At 58.1% G+C, this 18,086-nt stretch carries 13 protein-coding genes; 7 read left to right on the top strand and 6 right to left on the bottom strand.

Features of this window, described 5'->3' with window-relative positions; all coding sequences use genetic code 11:
* Positions 1 to 396: 396 nt before the first annotated feature.
* From D6B98_RS38165 to D6B98_RS38155, 3 genes are all read left to right on the top strand, one after another.
* Complete coding sequence (locus D6B98_RS38165) at positions 397 to 1,239, top strand: electron transfer flavoprotein subunit beta/FixA family protein (RefSeq protein WP_126262067.1); 843 nt, start codon at positions 397 to 399, stop codon at positions 1,237 to 1,239.
* Positions 1,240 to 2,096: 857 nt separating this feature from the next.
* Entirely contained in the window at positions 2,097 to 3,515 is a 1,419-nt protein-coding gene (locus D6B98_RS38160; protein ID WP_235884875.1) for a GFA family protein, read from the top strand.
* A 6-nt stretch (positions 3,516 to 3,521) separates the two neighbouring features.
* Positions 3,522 to 4,199 carry a 2OG-Fe(II) oxygenase gene (locus D6B98_RS38155; protein WP_126262066.1) on the top strand — a complete coding sequence of 226 codons (678 nt, stop codon included), beginning with the start codon at positions 3,522 to 3,524 and terminating at the stop codon, positions 4,197 to 4,199.
* Positions 4,200 to 4,909: 710 nt separating this feature from the next.
* On the opposite strand, the gene D6B98_RS38150 is transcribed toward D6B98_RS38155, so the two are convergent.
* From D6B98_RS38150 to trpD, 6 genes are all read right to left on the bottom strand, one after another.
* Positions 4,910 to 6,226, bottom strand: a complete 1,317-nt coding sequence (locus D6B98_RS38150; RefSeq protein WP_126262065.1) for a preATP grasp domain-containing protein — start codon at positions 6,224 to 6,226, stop codon at positions 4,910 to 4,912.
* Positions 6,227 to 6,630: 404 nt separating this feature from the next.
* Positions 6,631 to 7,023, bottom strand: coding sequence for a hypothetical protein (locus D6B98_RS38145; RefSeq protein ID WP_126262064.1), 393 nt, complete (start codon positions 7,021 to 7,023; stop codon positions 6,631 to 6,633).
* Between the two features lie 843 nt (positions 7,024 to 7,866).
* Positions 7,867 to 9,006, bottom strand: a complete 1,140-nt coding sequence (locus D6B98_RS38140; RefSeq protein WP_235884874.1) for a M20 family metallopeptidase — start codon at positions 9,004 to 9,006, stop codon at positions 7,867 to 7,869.
* 431 nt (positions 9,007 to 9,437) lie between these two features.
* Positions 9,438 to 9,962, bottom strand: coding sequence for a flavin reductase family protein (locus D6B98_RS38135; protein WP_235884873.1), 525 nt, complete (start codon positions 9,960 to 9,962; stop codon positions 9,438 to 9,440).
* 440 nt (positions 9,963 to 10,402) lie between these two features.
* Positions 10,403 to 10,585: a hypothetical protein gene (locus tag D6B98_RS38130; RefSeq protein WP_235884872.1), complete on the bottom strand. Its 183-nt coding sequence runs from the start codon at positions 10,583 to 10,585 to the stop codon at positions 10,403 to 10,405.
* A 246-nt stretch (positions 10,586 to 10,831) separates the two neighbouring features.
* Positions 10,832 to 11,845, bottom strand: coding sequence for an anthranilate phosphoribosyltransferase (gene trpD, locus D6B98_RS38125; RefSeq protein WP_126262062.1), 1,014 nt, complete (start codon positions 11,843 to 11,845; stop codon positions 10,832 to 10,834).
* A gap of 1,419 nt (positions 11,846 to 13,264) precedes the next feature.
* Here trpD and D6B98_RS40380 point away from each other — a divergent pair.
* The 4 genes from D6B98_RS40380 (at position 13,265) to D6B98_RS38100 (ending at position 18,035) form a co-directional block, all read left to right on the top strand.
* On the top strand, positions 13,265 to 13,504 hold the full coding sequence (locus D6B98_RS40380) for a hypothetical protein (protein WP_164719141.1): 240 nt from the start codon (positions 13,265 to 13,267) through the stop codon (positions 13,502 to 13,504).
* 785 nt (positions 13,505 to 14,289) lie between these two features.
* Entirely contained in the window at positions 14,290 to 14,496 is a 207-nt protein-coding gene (locus tag D6B98_RS38110; protein ID WP_205680571.1) for a hypothetical protein, read from the top strand.
* Between the two features lie 1,970 nt (positions 14,497 to 16,466).
* Complete coding sequence (locus D6B98_RS42085) at positions 16,467 to 16,886, top strand: DUF7694 domain-containing protein (protein ID WP_126262060.1); 420 nt, start codon at positions 16,467 to 16,469, stop codon at positions 16,884 to 16,886.
* A gap of 669 nt (positions 16,887 to 17,555) precedes the next feature.
* Positions 17,556 to 18,035: a YopT-type cysteine protease domain-containing protein gene (locus D6B98_RS38100; protein WP_347338979.1), complete on the top strand. Its 480-nt coding sequence runs from the start codon at positions 17,556 to 17,558 to the stop codon at positions 18,033 to 18,035.
* Positions 18,036 to 18,086: the final 51 nt, after the last annotated feature.

The raw sequence follows: 18,086 nt of genomic DNA, 5'->3' as shown, positions 1-18,086 counted from the left end.
TGCTGCGCCTTCCTGTTCGCCGGCGCCTGGTCATCCCGTCAACAGACCTCATGATCAACGTTCTTCACGGTCGACTAACGAGCGTCGTGCCTATCCGTCGATCAAGCTCCGGACTAGTGAGCGCCAATGCTCATTGAACGTCACCTGGTCAGCCGGCCGCTGGTGATTGGCGGGGGTAATCTGTCGCAAGCGGTCCTAGCATCACTCAGCTGGCGGCCTGCTGAAAAGCGCTGTCGCAGTTCTGACAGTGTTAGCATTCGTTCGTCGGGGAGCGGCCTAGAGGCGGGCATTACCGGGACTAAGCCTCTGTGATGGCAAGCCGACCCCAAAAGGGCGGGCGATGGTACAACACTTGCTGTGCTCTCCGCAGCTGTCGCAGCTTTTGGGAGCAACACCGTGCACAACGTCGTCTGCATCAAACAGGTTCCGGACTCGGCGCAGATCCGCGTGCACCCCGTGACCAATACAATCATGCGTCAGGGAGTGCCGACCATCATTAACCCATATGACCTCTTCGCCCTCGAGGCCGCGCTGGAGCTGCGTGATCGGTTCGGCGGCGAAATTACGGTGCTTACAATGGGGCCGCCATCGGCGGAAGATTCTTTGCGAAAGGCGTTGACTTACGGCGCCGATCGCGCCGTCCTCCTCACGGATCGCTGCTTTGCGGGCTCCGACACCCTGGCCACAACGTATGCACTTGCAACAGCCATCCGAAAAATTGGTAAGGAATATGGCCCGACAAATCTCATCTTCACAGGGAAGCAGACCATCGACGGCGATACGGCGCAGGTTGGGCCCGGCATCGCAAAGCGGCTGGGCGTACTGCAGCTAACTTACGTTGCGAAAGTCAGATCCTTAGATCTCGCCGCCCATACAATTGAGGCAGAACGACGCTCCGAAGGTGGTGTCCAGGTGCTGCACACGAGGCTGCCCTGCCTCATCACCATGCTGGAGGCAACGAATCAGATTCGGCGAGGCGCGATGGCGGATGCCTTGCGTGCCGCGCGTGCCAAAATCGTGAAATGGAGCGCAAACGATGCCGGTATCGAAGACGTCTCCAAATGCGGCCTCAAGGGATCACCGACCGTCGTCAAGCGAGTGTTCGCTCCCTCTGCGCGGGCCGAGAAGGCAGCGCTGGTCGAGGCCGGCGAGCAGCCGGCGCTGGCGCTGATAGACGCGATTTTCAAGCATCAGCCGAAGCTCGAAGCCGATCTTGCTGCACTTGCCCGTGACGCTTGATCTGGCGCGAAACCGTCCGAGATGTACCAACACCATGAGGTACTCGCGTGGGCGCGCAAGACGTAGCTAGGTTTTTCAGCTCGCGACCTGCGCGTTCTGGTCCATGGCGTTCTTCGAGTTCCAAGGGCATCGGGACCACGTGTTCCCTAGATCGCGTTATGGCCTCGATCAATGCCCGGAGTTGGCCGCGATTGTCAGTCGCATCGACAAAGGGCTGCGAATGCGTCCAGATCCCACTATATGGTCGTGTTCGATGGCGTTGAGGCAACTGCTTAGCGCGTAGTTGTCGCGAGCGAAGATGGATTACGTCAGCGAGCGGGATCACCATGCTAGCGCCCACTCCCCAAAGCGCTTGTCGCGGTGTTCAAGGCGCGAAGCCGACCTTTGTGGCACTTTGGACCAATCTCCGCGATTCGGTATCCCTATACTCATTAACCATTGTGAGTGGAGTGGGCTCTTCGCCGTCTGGTGTCCGACAGTCATACAAGCGCTGTCAGGTTCAATACACTTGCGACGAGGAGTCGGTCGCGATTTTGTCAATGTGCTCAAAATCTTTGGAGCGAGTGTACGAGTTGGCACGGTGATTGCTGTAAGCGTGCAAGAAGACATCGTGGTGGCACTCGCGAACGTGAAACATAGCGTCGGTCTCTTTGAGAATCTCGTGGCGGCCAGCAGCGAGCCAGGTAGATGCGGACAATCCTTGCAATGCTGTACGAAGCTCATAGCGGTTCGATCGACTGGCAGGAGCAGCAACAGCGAGGGCCTGCGCGGCGTAATATCTCACCATGACGCTGAAAGCGTATGATGGCCGGCCCGGAAATTCGCGGCATCGAACGTTTCGTGGACCGGAATCCGTCTTGATCGCCGCCGCTCAGTTGATCTACGTGCTCCGCTCGATGCGGGTGAGCAGCACTGAACATGCCGATGTCTGCTACCGCGAAGGCGCAACCAAGAATGTCGCCTGGATGGTGAACGCGAAGACAAGCCCATCGAAACCAACGAACTCGCGGTGGCCAATAGCTGGCGCGGTGCTCGGTCAAAGACCGCTCTCTCCTCATCCCAGGGGTCACATGACATCTCAAACGTCTCGATTGACACCCGATCAGTCTCCGCAGATATGCTGCAAGTATTTGACTGAGCAAGCGCGAGCCCTGTTCGGCCCGCACCCGTTCGCTGCGGAGATGTCCGAGGACCAGGTCGCTCGCCTGCTGCCTGACTATCTGGCGATGTCACAGGCGTTCCCGTACCTGCAGGCGGGGTCGCAACGGGATCTCATTTTCGATGCAATGAATCACAATCGAGATATTCCGAGGGACATTGAACTGACCAGCGTGGTTGGAAATTTCATCTGTTGGGATGAGACGGGCGGTTATGGCCAAATTCTCCAGGGCGGCAAGGCGGCGCTACCCGACATTCTGGTGACTGAGAACTTCCACTCCAACCTGCTTAGAAAGGATGCGTCGCAATTACTCGGCAGAGCAATACGGCCCAACTACAGCGCCACGACCAAGCGGTACCTGCATTGTCTCTATGCCGGCTTGTCATCGAAAGATCCCTTAGTACGTTGCGCCTACATGGTCGCTTTTGAGCTACATGCTGCGGACATGATCGAGTCGCTATGGACCACTCTGGTCAAAACCTTTAAGGCGCGGCCTGACGATCTTGAGTACTTCCGCAGCCACGTCGGCGGAGAAGATCCTGCGGAGAAGTACCACGGAGAAATGACAGGCCGGCTGATTGGCGAACTTATCCCGGCTGATAGGAATAACCGCTTTTTAGATGAATTCGATCGAGCCTATCGGCTCAGCCTACAGTGGTGCCGCGATCTGCGCCGAGTTGTCTCACTGAAGGGAGATGATCACTCGGAGGTCGAGCACCATGGCCGTTGTCATTGTGGTTCTGTCAAGTTCTACGTCAAAGCACCGCGAGAGCTATCTGCAGTTCGATGCAACTGTTCAATCTGCGAAATGTCTGGATTTCTGCACTTGCTCGTACCCGGCAACAAGCTTCGCATCGAGTGTGGCGAAGAATTCCTCACGACGTATCAGTTCAATAAGAACATCGCTCGGCACACGTTTTGCCGGGTTTGTGGCGTAAAGCCATTCTATAGGCCGCGCTCGAACCCCGCCGGATTCAGCGTAAATATTCGATGCCTCGATAAGGGGGCCATCGAACGCATAACAATAAGCGAGTTCGATGGCGAGCATTGGGACCAAGCCTTCCGCTCGATGCACCAGGACCTTCAGTCCTGCGTCGAAGATAAAACCCTGGAGTGAACTCGAATGGCGCGCGCAATGAATCATAAATCTCGTCTTCTTTCAGAAGAAGCTTTGACAAAATACCGCATAGAACTGCTGGTAAAGGGGACGGTCGTGATCGGCCCCCAGATATTGTTCACCCAAGATGACTTGTCCAAAATCGATCAGCTGCAGGCTGAGATTTCCGAAGAAGAAGTGAGGCAGGGAGATGCCGGCGACTCGCACAATGTTTTCGTCAAACGCGTGAGGGTAGACCCGCCCGGCCGCGCTCCTAGCGACGTGAGCGGTGCAGCTCCACGGCAGATCATGGAACTGCTTGAAAGGAAAGACCGCAGCTTCGCGATAAGAAAGATCTTGGGGGCCACGTCGGATCACGTGATCCGCAGATGCCAAATGCATCGGATGCCTCCTGGTTCGTTTGTTGGCATTCATCTGGATGCTGCGAGCGATCCGGATTTCGAGTACGCGGTCATTGTGCAGCTGGCGAGGGACTTCGAGGGGGGGGAGTTCGTGGTATATCCAAGCGGGTACGAACACCAGGTATTCAGACCGCCATTTGGCGCTGTGCTTGTCACCACATGTAAGCTCCGGCACGAGGTGAAGCCTGTGCGGTCCGGCGAGCGCCGATCGCTGGTCTACTTCTGTTCAAAACGCAGCGGCGCGAACCGCCGGATCATCGAAAGTTCTACCGCTGACGCATGAGGTGGGGTGGCTGAGATCGCTTTCGAATGAATTTGCCAAGGGTGAGCTCTCAGGAGAGGGGGGAGCTTGGCATACTGTGCTCAGACTGTCTCCGGCAAAAGGCGCCGGGGCGATGAGCATGTGGAAGAAGAGTTGCTTTGGAACGAACCGGATCTCGCCGCCCAGACCCGATTCGTCCAACCCGCGCAAGCCCAGCTGCTGCGCTCGATCCTGAGCCAGAGCGAGCGCGTACAAACCTCCAGCAGATCGTCAATGATCAGGATGCGAACGATACCGCCAATTCCTGTTCATGCCTGTGAACGATGCGGGCGTCACTCGCGGCGGCGCCTGCTGGTCGCTTCTGTTGGTTAACCAGCGAGTGCCTACCGGCACCGGTTGGCTATCACTATGACTCCGCCCAGTCTTCCAACAGTATCGTTTGCAGCAGCAGAACGGCTTGGATAGGGGTACCCAGGGTAGACGCGACGCCAGCGCTGATTGGACGATTGGCGCAGGCCGAGCGGCCAGACCATGCGCCGCTGCACCTCGAGCACCTCATCGCCATTCGGGACTTCAGGAGCGACTTAAGGATGGTCCCGATTAGGGCTGACGGAGCTCGAGCTAGACGAGGCAAACATTCACATCGCGTCGTCAGATAACCTCGCGTGATCGAAAGCAGGGACAAGTTGAGATGAATTGAGCGATTGAAGATATGGTCGCTGTGATCTCAATCAAACCATTCGCAGTAGGCGGTGCTGTAGATCGCGGGCCGCGGCCCTATCGCGCGCAATCACAAGGCACTCCACCGTGCCAGCCTCTTGGTCGGCGGCAAGCGGGATCACGCCCTCCTTGCGTGTGCGGTCGAACAGAAATCCTTCCTTGACCAAACGATCATGCGCTATTTGGAGGGATCCTGATCGAACATTTCTTACGGATAAAATAACGTTGCAACCGGAATAGTCGAATCCCAGCAGCCGGACGGCAATGCTGTGTAACACCGCGCCGCCACCCCAACGGCCGTTCGCTTCATTAAAAAGCAACCGTCCGTCAGTAGCGAAAATGGCGTCAATGTTGATCATTCCGCGATATCCCAGGTTTCGCGCAAGCGCCACAAATCGGTAAGCATGCGCCTGGGCAGTCAACCATTGCTCGTTCCTCAGGTCGCTTGGAAGCTCAAGTCCTGTCCAGATCAGAGCTCTTTCGGATCGGTCGGCGCTTTTACGCAGACGTATGTTTCCACTGCTCATAAAAACGATTGAACCATCATCCTCGATTTCATACTCGAGATAGAACAAAGACTTCGCTAGGTGGTACGACTCCACGACCAGCGTCTTACACGATGCCGTTGTCATCTCAGACCAAAGCGCATCAGGATCAAACGACAGCCATGGAATCCGCCGGGTATCTCTTGCCCCAGGTAGTGGATCGCTTTCGTTGCCGGTCAGGATGACATTTCCGACTCCACCGGCTCCATTGTCCAGCTTTACAATGACGCTGCCGGTCTCAGCTCTGAGGGAAGTGACCGCCCTGAAGAGTTCGTTTGAGTCCGTCGTGACAGCCCCATTTGGCAGCGGAAGTGCGACGCTTGTCGCCAATTGACGGAAGTGGCTCTTGCGGTTCAACAGATCAGGCCCTCGCTGCAGAGCGAAGTCGTCGCCGGTCCGCGGTATGCCAAGCATGGCCGCCAGGCGTGCGACGCCTTCAGTAGAGTAGCAGGGATACAATCGCCAGGTTGATTTCTGACGAATATGTCTGTTGATTCGCTCAACAACAGTCTTGGACAGGAGTGCGCAATCATCAAGCACCGGCGATTGGTTGCCGCCTTGAGGTACAAGCAGACAGAGACTCGATGCGTCGAAATTGAGCGTCGCGCCAATGAAGGATAGCAGATCCGCGGGGATGACTACCGGGGAGACTATCAGGTCACCCTCATGAGCAAACCACGCTGAACGGTATGCCGAATTGGCGGCCAGCGAAAGTTGAGCTCGTGTCAGATCGGAGCCCGACATTTGAGCCGTACCGGCATTCATGATCAGGATCCGCGGCATCCGTGACCTCCGGGCATTTGGGCGCGATCAGGCAGTGATGCAAACAATGGTGAACCTGCTGCGCCATGTTGAGCACTGAGCGAAGCTTGATTTGGCGCCGTCCTGCTACGAGAGAGGCTAGGTCGGTGAGCGCGAGCGATATCGTCAGTCTGTCGGCCGAGGCCGACGTAGCTGAGAGGCTGCCCTTCGAAATAGATCGCAGTTTCGCCTGGAGTATACGCAGCTTTTTGGTCGGTCAGGCTGCGGAGATTCAACTCGATATTCAAGCACCTCACGCCCGCATAGTACGCTTGCAGGGAGTGGTTTCCGCCGCAACCCGGAATTGCTTGGCGAGTCTCCGATGACATGATTCGGTTGGCATTTATACAGGCTATGATCAGACGGCCTTGGAGGGATGATGGTTCTCATGGGGTGCGAACAATGGATATTACTTGAGGGATCTCGGCCGATTGATCACTCTCTCTGTTCTGCTGGGCGACGGTCGTGTGCATCTGTCCGTGGTGATAGAAACACCACGAAGACAATTTCTTGCCGCGTCTTTGATATACAGGCTCGCCGCACATATAGGCCTCTCTGGCATCTCCATCTTTGAAGCCGATGATGCAACGGCATTGGCCTTCAATATGGTCGATCAACAGGACCTTCTTGAGGCCGTCGGGCTCTTTCAACTTGCTGCTCCATAATGCCAAGCAATATTTTGCGATGCCGCGCTGGCCAAGCGGAGCGACAATTGCAGCTCTGGCTCCTTGAAAACCTGCGCAGCCCAGCCATCTGTCGCACCTTTGCGCGATCGCCATGCCTTGCCACCACGAGAAAGCAGTGACAGAGCGGAAAGCCAGTTCGGCGAACTGATTTTGGCGCGGTGTCGCGCCAGAGGAGGGGCTTTGTTCAGCTTCGGCAAGCAGCGTCCCCGACTTAGGGGGTCGGATGGAGGTCTACGTCGCTCAACTCTGACCTCGCCGGCTCTCTGGTGCCCCGGGCCAGAACAGCCACGTAGTCTCGCTTTCGGAATGGAGAGCCTTTCAAAGCTACGTTCGAGCCATCGCGCCACAATTAGGACTGGCTGCAGAACCATTCCGACCGCCGCGCCACCGGGGATGATGATCATGATTGACCATGGAGACGAGGATCTGACCAGCTGAGACATTCGCAATCCTTCACGATTTTGGCAGCAGACCGAGACAGGTGCCCACCTCAAGACCGTACGACTTAACGTTACGTCCGATTCAAGCCCTTTTATGCACTGTGTGAACGTGGCCAAGCTCTTAAATCGGCTCGCCGGCCGGTCTGGTGTCGCACGCATTCAGCGCTGCGATTTGCGTCGAGAAAGTTCGCCTGCCTTTGAGATCAGGGCCGCTGCCGATAAGCCCATTCTCGGAAACGTTCGCCCTTTCGCGACCAAGGGCTCGCGCCCTTTGCAGCCGATTGCCCGCCTGACCTCCGCTGCCGTCATTGGATAGCTCAGTCACTTCTATGATTTGGCAATGGCAAATCCGGCATCCGACCGATGGTTTTCGATGAGTCGGCGAGAGGGGGCGCAGACTGTAGGCGCCGTGGGGGTGGGCGAGGAACGGTCCTGCGATTGCCGGCGGCCGTCATCAAACGCACCTCGCCGTCACTGACTTCGCCTGGCGTCAGGATTATCGCAGCGTCTGATACAGGCGGTACAGTAACCGCGCGCGAGGTTCGATCGACGAGATGTAGAGTTGCTCATGATACGTATGCGCGCCCTTGCCGTCAACGCCAAGGCCATCAAGGGTCGCGGTATGCGGCGCGGTGAAATTGCTGTCGGAGCCGCCGCCGCTGAACGCGTCGAGCAGCTCGAAGCCAAGTTCGGCGGCGAGCGTTTTGGCGTGTGCGTAAAGTGCAGCACCGGCGCTGGTCTTCTCATATGGCGGACGGTTCAATTCGCCTGATACCGTCACGCTGACGCCGTCGGAGCGCGAGGTGATGCCGAGAATCTTCGGCACCAGCTCGTCGGCATGTGCCATGGTGGGGACGCGCACGTCGACTTGCGCATAGGCCAGTTCCGCGACGACGTTGGGCCTGGTGCCGCCGCGGACGACGCCGACATTGACGGTGATACCGCGCGTGAGATCGTTCATCGCCTCCAGCGTCTGGATCACATGGGCGAGTTCCCGGATCGCGCTGCGGCCGTCCTCGGGCCGCGTACCTGCATGCGCCGGAGCGCCCTTGATGAATACGTCAAAGCGCGCAACGCCCTTGCGTCCCGTGATGACCTTGCCCCCGTCCCGAGCGGGCTCGGTCACCAGTACGTATTTGGCCTTGCGGCCGTCGGCCTCGATCAGCGCGCGCGAGGTTGGGCTGCCGAGCTCTTCGTCCGAGACGTAGAGGTGCGTGATGCCGAGCGGCGGGCGTGCATCATCGGCGCAGATTTGCCGGAACGCGTGATAGGCGAGGTAGGCACCGCCTTTCATGTCGTAGATGCCGGGGCCGAACGCACGGTCGCCGTCGATCTTGAAGGGTAGCCGTTCGATGGATCCCATCGGATGAACTGTGTCGAGATGGCTCAACACCAGAATGCCCGGTACGCCCTGCCCCCAAGAAGAGCGGGTGACCAAATGATCGCCGCAGCCGTGACGCCCCGCAACGCGCTCGACACCGGCCGGCAGGTCGCGATAACCTGCTGCGACGACATCAGCGAGTTTGTTGATCTGATCCGGCCGCTCCGTCGGAGATTCGATCAGGACCCAGCGGCGAATGCCCTCGAGAATCTGGGCGATTTCGAACGCGTTGCTGGACATAGTTGTCTGACGCATTTGAATTCGATTTGTCATCGCAAGATCATAACGTCACCAAGTACTCACATCGGAATCGAGCCCGAAGATATAGAGAAGCGCCAACCATTGTGACCCGGGGCGTGCCTATGAACCCGATCCTGCTGCGGCAACGATGCTTACTCGCCTGTCGTTCACAACTGATCTACCAAAGCTGGTAGTTTCGAGGAGACTATGCAGTTGTCCTGATCAGGTACCCGCACGCGTTTCGACGCGGGAGGTCGCAGACCGGCACAAGCGTAGCTCGACAGGCGAAGCGCCGAAATCGCCGGAGCTGATGAGACCTTTCAATCGAGCCTAATCTGTGGAACCAGTCGCAGCCCAGGCAATTGTTGGATGGCTGTCGTGGAAGCGACTAGGGAGTGAGGCCATCGACCATTCCGCTGTCCCGACGGCCTGCGCAAAAACCGCACTCAGTCTGGCAGTAAAGTACGAAGTGCGCCCCGGAAGTTGATCAATGGATTTCCATCGCTTTGTCGGGCCGCGACAATTCGTCCGATAAAGACGGTGTGTGTGACAAGCGCCTTGTGGTCATACAAAACGCATTCGAGCGCGCAAAATGCGTTGGGCAATAGCGGTACATCGAGGACGCCCTGATCCCAGGCCCCGGTGTCGAAGCGGTGAACGCCTTTCGCCCCCTCCCCACCGCCAAAACGCAGCGCAAGGTCCTCCTGGTCACTGCGGAGAACACTGACTCCAAAGCTGCCGTTGGCAAGGATCTCGTCATGTGCCTCGGAGCGGGCATTGATGCCAACGACCAGGCACGGCGGCTCCATGCAGATGGACGTCACAGAGCTCACCGTCAGTCCACGTCGTCCGGCTGCCGTCCCGGTCGTCACGATGGCGACACCGCTCGGCAGGCTTTGCATGGCATGGCGGAACTCTGCCGGTTGGATAGATGGCATATCCCGAATCGCAGGAGGGAACTGGTGGCTCATGATTGGTCCCTGCTGTGGAACCCCACTTCTAGTGTCTCCACACCCAGAGACGACTTTGATCCCTATGGGGCCTGTAATGAGTTACCCGGTGTCGAAATTGCGTGACGAATAGGCTCAGATGGAGACCGGGTATGACTTCGATGTCCTCCGGATTAGCTACAGTCATGACCGGACGGATGTGCAATATCTCGGCGGGTTACGCCGGATGGCGATCGCAGCGGCAGAACTGAGAATTGCCGCCGCCTTGTTTCGACAGGCCTCCTTAAACAGCGAACCGCGCTGAGCAGCCCGGCGACGCGCCAGTGCACAGGGAATCGTGGTCGCGATTCAACCAGCTGGGCCGGAATCTCGCTGAGCCCCCTTCGGACGGGATGACGCCGATTGCGGTAACGGCGCCCGCCCTGCCAGAGGGTCTCCGCATGTAGACGGCATCGGCGCACCTAATGTACTTTTAGGAGAACACGTTTTTTTGCCGCGAGAAGATGCTCATCGAGCGTCGCGTGCAGCGCACCCCGCAACTCCGGTGGGATCGAGCTATCTGTATCGATCAATTCCCGAAACTTCCGTATGATGTGTTCTATCGCAGCAATAGATCCGAGTGTTTCAATCTTCTGCCGGGACATCATCATCTCCTTTGGCGCGCAGCGCGTTTCATCGCGGGTCCTCCCTCGGCAACGCGGGCTGCAACAGGGTTTCATCGTTGAGGTTGGCTCTCGCGCCCGTGCTCGGCGCGAATTGCTTTCGACCGAGCGCTGGCGGCGCAGGCTCCTTGAATCCCGCAGAAGTGACGTGCATTCGTGGCTCCAATATTTTCGCGCTCGTGAGCAGCAGACCTGGTCGCAATACTGGAACATCGGCCGGCTCGGCTGTCAGGCGTTCGAAACCGTGATCAGGCGCTTCAGTCGAGCGGCTGCGGCGCCGCGATCAAGTGATTCTTGTCCAAGTGCTACGCCTTCCTGCAGTGTCGAGGCCCGCCCAGCCACGACCAACGCCGCCGCCGCGTTCAAAAGCGCGGCGTCGCGAAATGGACCTGGTACGCCATTAAGCACATTTTGCAGCGCAACGGCATTAGTCTCCGCATCGCTGCTTTCCAGCGCGTCGTTGCGGCAGCGGGGGAGCCCGGCTTGTTCCGGGGTCACTTCGAAGGTGCGGACTATACCTGCCTCAAGCGCAGCAACAAACGTTGGGCCGGTGAGGGTTATTTCGTCGAACCCGTCCGAGCCATGAACAACCCACACTGACTCGGCACCAAGGTTCTTCAAGACGTATGCCAGAGGCTGCAACCATTCGGGAGACAGTACCCCAACGATCTGCCGCTTGACCCCGGCCGGATTGCACAGAGCCTCGATCAGATCAAAGGTCGTATGGGTTCCAACTGCGGTCCGGATCTGCCCGATGCGCTGCATCGCCGGATAATGGGCTGACGCAAACATGAAGCCGATGTTGGCTTCCTGCACGCAACGTGCGATCGCGTCAGGCTTGAGATCAACCTTTACACCGAGGCGCGCCAACACGACTGCGTCGCTTGAACCCGAAGACGCACCGCGGTTGGCATGCTTGGCCACGGGAATGCCGGCCCCGGCGACGATGAAGGAAGCACAAGTCGACACGTTGACCGAATGCATAGGGGTCTTGCTCGTGCCGGCGAGGCCGACGGGGTCGCATGTCGACTCGACCCGCGGCATTCTATTCCGCATCGCCAAGGCGGCGCCAGTGACTTCTTCGACCGTTTCGCCCCGGACCCGCATCCCCATCAACAAGGCGCCGACTTGCGAGGGAGTCGCGTAACCCGACATCATGCTGTCGAAGGCTGACGCAGTTTCCTCACGCGTCAGAGTGGCGCCTGTGGCAACTTTGCCGATGATCGATCTAAGCACTTCCATCGAACTTTACACGTTCCTGTCCAAACCTCGAGCTCTTCCGCAAGTCATCGTTGAAGACACCCGGCATCGATTGCCTTGATGCAGTCGCCCGTCCCACGTGGCATGGCCTCATTGACGCTTGAGGCGGCAGGCGGTTGAGTGTGGGCATGCTTGGCGAGGCTACAACCTGACGCTACGTGAGGGTCAAGCTCTCCATTTCGGTGGAGCCGTCGAGAGGAGATCGTCGGTCAGTTCGAACACTGCAGTTGTTTGCCACAGGACCGATGACGCTGTCTCGTGCCCGCAGTGGCCTCTTTACCGCGGTGTTCCGGCCGGATCACCGCATCCTTCAAAGCCTTTAGCCGTCCGTCGCCGGCCGCGGTGGTGAACCGTGGAAGCGGCTTCCTCTACCTTGCTTCGAGGCTATCCGTGCTGGGTAGGTCGAGCCCGATCTTAGCTGGCTCCACACAATAACCCCACCTGGTTGTAAATGAAGGTGGCCGTCCCAGAGCGATGGACGCGTCCCGTTGATCCGCCCGCGTGGGCCCGGTCATGTTCGGTCCTGCCTTACAGCAGAATACGCCGTGCTGTGGCGCGTCGAGGCGATCTGTTTTCAGAACAGCCTCTGCGGTGGAATGATGATTTTGGCGAGCATGGGATCGAACGCCGTGATGTGCCGGTTTGCATGACGCCGCTGTCGATCCATAGGCCATCCGGATACTCGAGACGAAGTACTTTGCCGGTGGTCGGGACATATCCGCGTATCGGAGCCGCCGCGCAGGGGTGAGCTCGATTGCATGCCCAGTTGAGACAATGTCGGACTGCGAAAGTGCAGGTCCTGGATGAACTTCTGCAAACGGGCTGCACCGAACAGTCGCGCTCGAAGAGCGGGCCCCGCATCAACCTCATGGTAGGATTGCAGAGCGATTTCAAGCTTGTGCAGCGTTTTGATAACGTACGCCGCACCCCTATTGGCAATCAGAACGTATCGAAGGGCAATTCCTGCATTCGCCTATCTCGACAAGCGCGACTGAACCAGAGCGTTGGGCAATTGTAGGCGGCCATGCGCGTCGCCTGACCGCGGGTGTCCTGCAGGTCACGCTGCGATCACTTCCGCGGATAGGCGAACGAACAGGCCGCCACATTCACCTCGAGTCGCTGCTTTTCTTGCCAGTGTCTCGCACGGAGATCACGTAGCGACATCGCTGGCCGAGACTCGCTTGCTTGGATCTGAGGCAGGCAGTGATAGCGGTGCGATCTGGTATGTGGCTGCTACAAAGGCGGAACACGTCCTCCATGCAAGCCTCTTTCTCTTCTGCGGTCGGCGTTTCCTCGCCCGCGTTGACCGGCCCTGAGATTACCGCTGTTGCGATGACAAGAGCAATGGCGCAGCGGGAGATTGTGAGGCGCGAAGCCAAATGACTTCGTTGATTTTGAGTCATGATATCCATTCAAGTCCGGTTGGTTGCGTTATTGTTCTTCCTGCGCGAAGCGCAACGTGACCTGTCCGCCGAGAAACAGGCTGAACTGCTTAAGGAAGGTGCCGGCATGCTCGTTCTTCCGCTTTTGCGGTCCGTGCGGTGCTGGTCCTCCGTCCGGCACGACAGAAGCGACACCTGCCTAGTGGCGGAGTACCACGAAGAGTGGAAGCACTGGCGGCTGAGCTGGCCCAGCAAGTGATCATTCTGGAGCTTCCAGTGACTCGGTGCATGCCTGGGTGTCGCGAGGCACTGTTTGGGCCTGACATGAGGTACTCTGGCTCAGCCAACCGCCAACCGACGCCGTAGCCGGCGCGACGCCGGGGGAAGGGCATGCCCCTATCGCGACGCAGGGAGAGGGCAGGCAAAAGCGCAGGTGCGCCCAAGCCACTGTTGATGATGCATTCGATCGTTAGCGAACCATGATGGCGCGCGACGAGACTACGTTTGCTGTAATCGCGCCTGTGTTCAGAGATATGTGAAGACGCTGGGTAAGGTTATCTGGGATGGAGTCTCCGTCTGGCGTTCCGCTGGGGTGGAGCGCCTGCCGTGTAGAGCTCGAAACGCGCGATTTCGTCCAGTCGCGACAGGAGCAGCTCCGACGCAGCGCGGACGAGGATGCTCGTTGAGGATCGTAGCGTCCTGATCGAGTCGCGCCAGGTGAGTTTAGATATCTGAAACATTCGCAATTCTCTTGACGTGTCTGGAACGGGCTGGATTGTCGGAGGTGGCTGCGGCTTGTCGAGGATCGTACAATCTAACGCTACGTGCGATTCAAGCCCCTTCGTGCGTCTGATCGTCTGATGATGTCGGGGCTGTGCGTTCTTCGTACGAGCCTCGGCCGCAACGCGCACAGTGGTGTTTCAGAATAGCGGCTGTGCATGGCGACTGCCGCCTCGGCACCCGAGGCTCCAAGCGTCGCTGCTACGTGATTATACGGAGCGCCGGTGTCGCATTTCTTTGATCTGCGAATTGCATGCTCTCGGCATGAATCCGAAGAGTAAACTCTACCAACCCGAGCACTGGCGAGGCCGTGCGGAAGCAACGCGAAAGAAAGCGGAGGCGCTCGGCGACGGGAAAGCTAAAGACAGGCTGCTCAAAATTGCCGTGGAATACGACAAGCTGGCTCGGCGCGCCCACGTGTGGCAGATGCACAAAGACGAGGACGATCCATGGCATGAGGAAGAGCTGTAAAGCGTCCCCACAGATCATCAAAAGACGCCAACCTGTTGGTCGCTACCGGACCCAATGCCACGCAAATGTCGCTCAGCAAGCAAGTCAGTGCCTGGAAGGGACGTTGAGGGGCACCGTAGGGCGGGCATCCTGACGGTCTTGTGCCGCGCTCCGGATCGCGACATATATGGCGGAGCAGTCCGCCTGCCCAACGCTCCTTCAGGCCGACTTGCTTCGTCAGCTTCTCGAAAGCTAATCCTCATAAGAAAATGCGCAGCCTGGACCTCAATTTGCAGTCAATGCGTCGCAGTAAACGCGGACGCCGCGATGCCATCAGCGTCGGAACGTTCAGCTGTTACAGGTCAGTGCGTGGAACTTGGTCGAGGCTGCAATGGCATATCAGTTTCGCCAACTCGAGATATCTGCGTCATGCCTCAAGATTTCCTTTGCGTTCGCCCGAGGGGCGGATTTCCAGGTAGTCCCGCGAAGTTTGCGCCGGAACCAAGTGTGAAAGGGGGCACGTCCGATTGATGATGCGTGCGCATGCGGTGCGGTCGCGGCATGCGAAGAGGTCGCAAAGCCCTAGCGCCTCTGCCATCCGCGAGATGACTTCAGAAGAACGTTGCGATGATCCAGCAGAGTCCGGCCCAAAGCAGCGCATTTATGAGGAGTGCGGCCAGTGGCCAAAGGTTCCACCCCCTTTGCTGCCGGGAGCGACAAACGGCGCCGTAATGCTTGGTCGGCGGGTGCTTTGGTGCGCGCCAATGCGTCATTTCATCAGACGTCGCCCTGATCGACCGAAAGAAAAATGCCGGGCTTTGCATACCTCGTACCACTCAGAAGTTCGCAGTCATCTTGCATAAGGAGAGTATCGGAATGTTGCCTGTTGCGCGGCGAGCCTCCGTCCGATGGTAGGCTCGTGTATGGTCGGTACAGTTAGGGTCGCTTTCCGTCACCGCAGCAATCTACATGCCACGACGCAGAAGTATCAGGACCGCTTTGATGCCGACAAAAGCGCGTATGTCGGACGTTCTCGACACAGAGCCGCTGCCAGATGTCGGATTCGCGACGTCCATGTCCGAAAGACAACAACGGCATTAGCGACAGAAGGCTGAGCGTATCGCGAGCGCCATACCGTGAGCAATGAATTCGGACTTGCATCGTAGTGTCGCGTGAAGAGCGGCCGACGATCGCCCTGATTGAGATCCACTAATCGTTGTTTCTGACCGCTAGCTTACGACAAGAGGCCGAGATGGCAACGATCCGCTAGATGTCGTCGGTTCAAGGACGATTCATGCCAGGCGTACGCGGCTCGGGCCGCAGGCCGGTTCGACGCCCGGTCTTTCAATCATGTTCACCTAGATGGGCGGATTGCCACTGTTCAGACCCGGCGAGAAAGCCGTGAATGACAGGTACGATCTCACAAGCAGTAATATCGTCGGTTCAGCTGGAGCCATCACTGGCTTTGCGAGTCATCATGGAATGTACATGTCAAAGCCCGCTATAGAGAGAATGCCATGATGCCGACCAATTCATTGAAGAGGAGGTGCCGCCAGTTTCTTGTGCTCAAGCGGCCATGACATGAATGCGCACTAACGCTTGCTTGAAGCGCGGGGAGAGCGATGGCAGACATAAGTGTTGCTGATGCGCGCTCTATTCGGCGATGTGCGACCAACACTGGATGGCATCGATGAGTAAGATGCTGGGCATGAGAGGGGCTCGATGACAGAGTTGTATTATGAGCGGGAAGGTGCGTCGGCGGACTGATTCGGGTTCGCTCAGATGTGCTACCGCTCGTACTCACGTCATCAGTGGCCCCTGAGAGCGTTCGGCGCACGATGCGATCGTTAGAAGAGTATAGCAGGAGAACGAGTGATGATGGACATCTGCGGCTTTCTCAGATGGTGCTCTGAAGAGCGGTATAGTAGCGCTTTGCGAGACAACGTGCTCTGCGTCGGTTTCAATGACCTCCGAAAGGCAAAGGGGCGGGCGTGCGAGCGCAGTTGATAGAGAAGCTGGAGGCCGGCCGCGTGCAACACGGCCGGTTCGCTACGGTTCCGGGATCAGGCCCTTGCGGCGTTTTCCTTGTGCAGGGGCCTTGCGGGTGTGAGCTAAAGATAAGTGGATTTGTTCGTCCTGGCTGGGAGCATGTTGCAGTCTCGACGCCGCGGCGCTGTCCGAATTGGGAAGAGATGTGCTTTGTAAAAGACCTGTTCTGGGATGAAGAGGAGTGCGTCATGCAACTGCATCCGCCATATTCGCAGTATGTGAATAACAGCCGATATTGCCTTCACCTGTGGAGACCCACGCATCGGGACATCCCGATGCCGCCGCCGAGCTTTGTAGGCATCGTTGGACTAGAGCCCTCAGACGCAGCAATGTTGTTCGCGCGGATGAGCGCTGCACCATGATGAGCTGAGTTAGGAACCCAAGCGGAAGGTGACGCCGAGCGGCTGCAGAAGCACCGATTCGGCGCCGCCGAACTGAGGCGCCAAAAGCGTGTGTATGTCCAGGATCCAATTGGTCGTAGCCGTGCGCGGGGCTGAGCCGAATTTGCTACTATCGAGTAGGAGAAGCTAATAGTGCACTGGTCCCGGTAAAGATCGCGGAGCCATGCTGAACGCAGTTCGGCGGCAACAACAGCATCTCGCCGGGCCGACGATCCTCACAAGACATCACTGGGCGATCCGACGATGCGAATTGCGCACTCTTTGCAACGAGAAGTGTGTGCCGACCGGCGGCGTAATGCGATGGTTGTGAGATCGAGTTCAAGGCGACGGTCGAATTCAGTTTGACGAAGGCGCTCTTGCCCCATCACCCTGACCGCATCCGGAATTGCAGAAGGTCGGGCCTGCCGTCGCTGTGCGACAGTCATCAGCTCGTCGGCCACAATCTCGCATCTGCAGCGGGGCCCGTGAGCAGAGACCGTCGAGACACCAATTAGGCGCGGGGCGGTAGCTTCGCTAAGTTATCTGGTTGTCAGCTCGTCGTCAGCTTGCCGCGAGATCATTCACAAGCAGAGTGCAAGCAGCCCGCGCTCGTTCTGAGGAAACGTAGGCTGAAGAAGCAGGCGAGGCGGCATGTATAATCGAGTTAGTGACCGATCCACACGCCCTAATCAAGCTGACGAACCGAGTGGATCGGCGGACAGCTACGAATTTGCTCAAGCATTGACGGATCTCGCTCAACGGGAGAGCCCGCCATCTAGGGAATTGTCCGACAAAATGGGGCTCTGCTGCAGCAAGCCACAGACCTCAGATGCAGTCATTTATAGTCCAAGCACCTTGGAGCCCAGCACATCTTCTCTGTCCTCCAGCTCAAATCCATCCTCTCCCGCGAGGCCCATTCGTCCTCTCTTCGAATACAGGACTGCTGAATTGTCCGAGGCCAATGTGGACGGAATCTGCGTTGGATTGGCAGCGGAGTGGCTCCTCAATCTCCCGAGCAGCCCATCATCCCGGATGACGGCGCTGCGCCCGGGAACTCAAAATCACAGCTCAGCGGCAATCCGGCAGCAGCGGTATGAAGACCTCAAGAGTGAGCTGGCCCCGGTTGTCTGAACAGAATATCCGCGTCGATAAGTGGAGCCTCTGCCGGGGTTAGGCTGCCGT

The organism is Bradyrhizobium sp. LVM 105, assembly GCF_003957705.1.
In the GTDB taxonomy this organism is placed as follows: domain Bacteria; phylum Pseudomonadota; class Alphaproteobacteria; order Rhizobiales; family Xanthobacteraceae; genus Bradyrhizobium; species Bradyrhizobium frederickii.
This window is presented reverse-complemented; position numbering and strand designations above follow the sequence as displayed.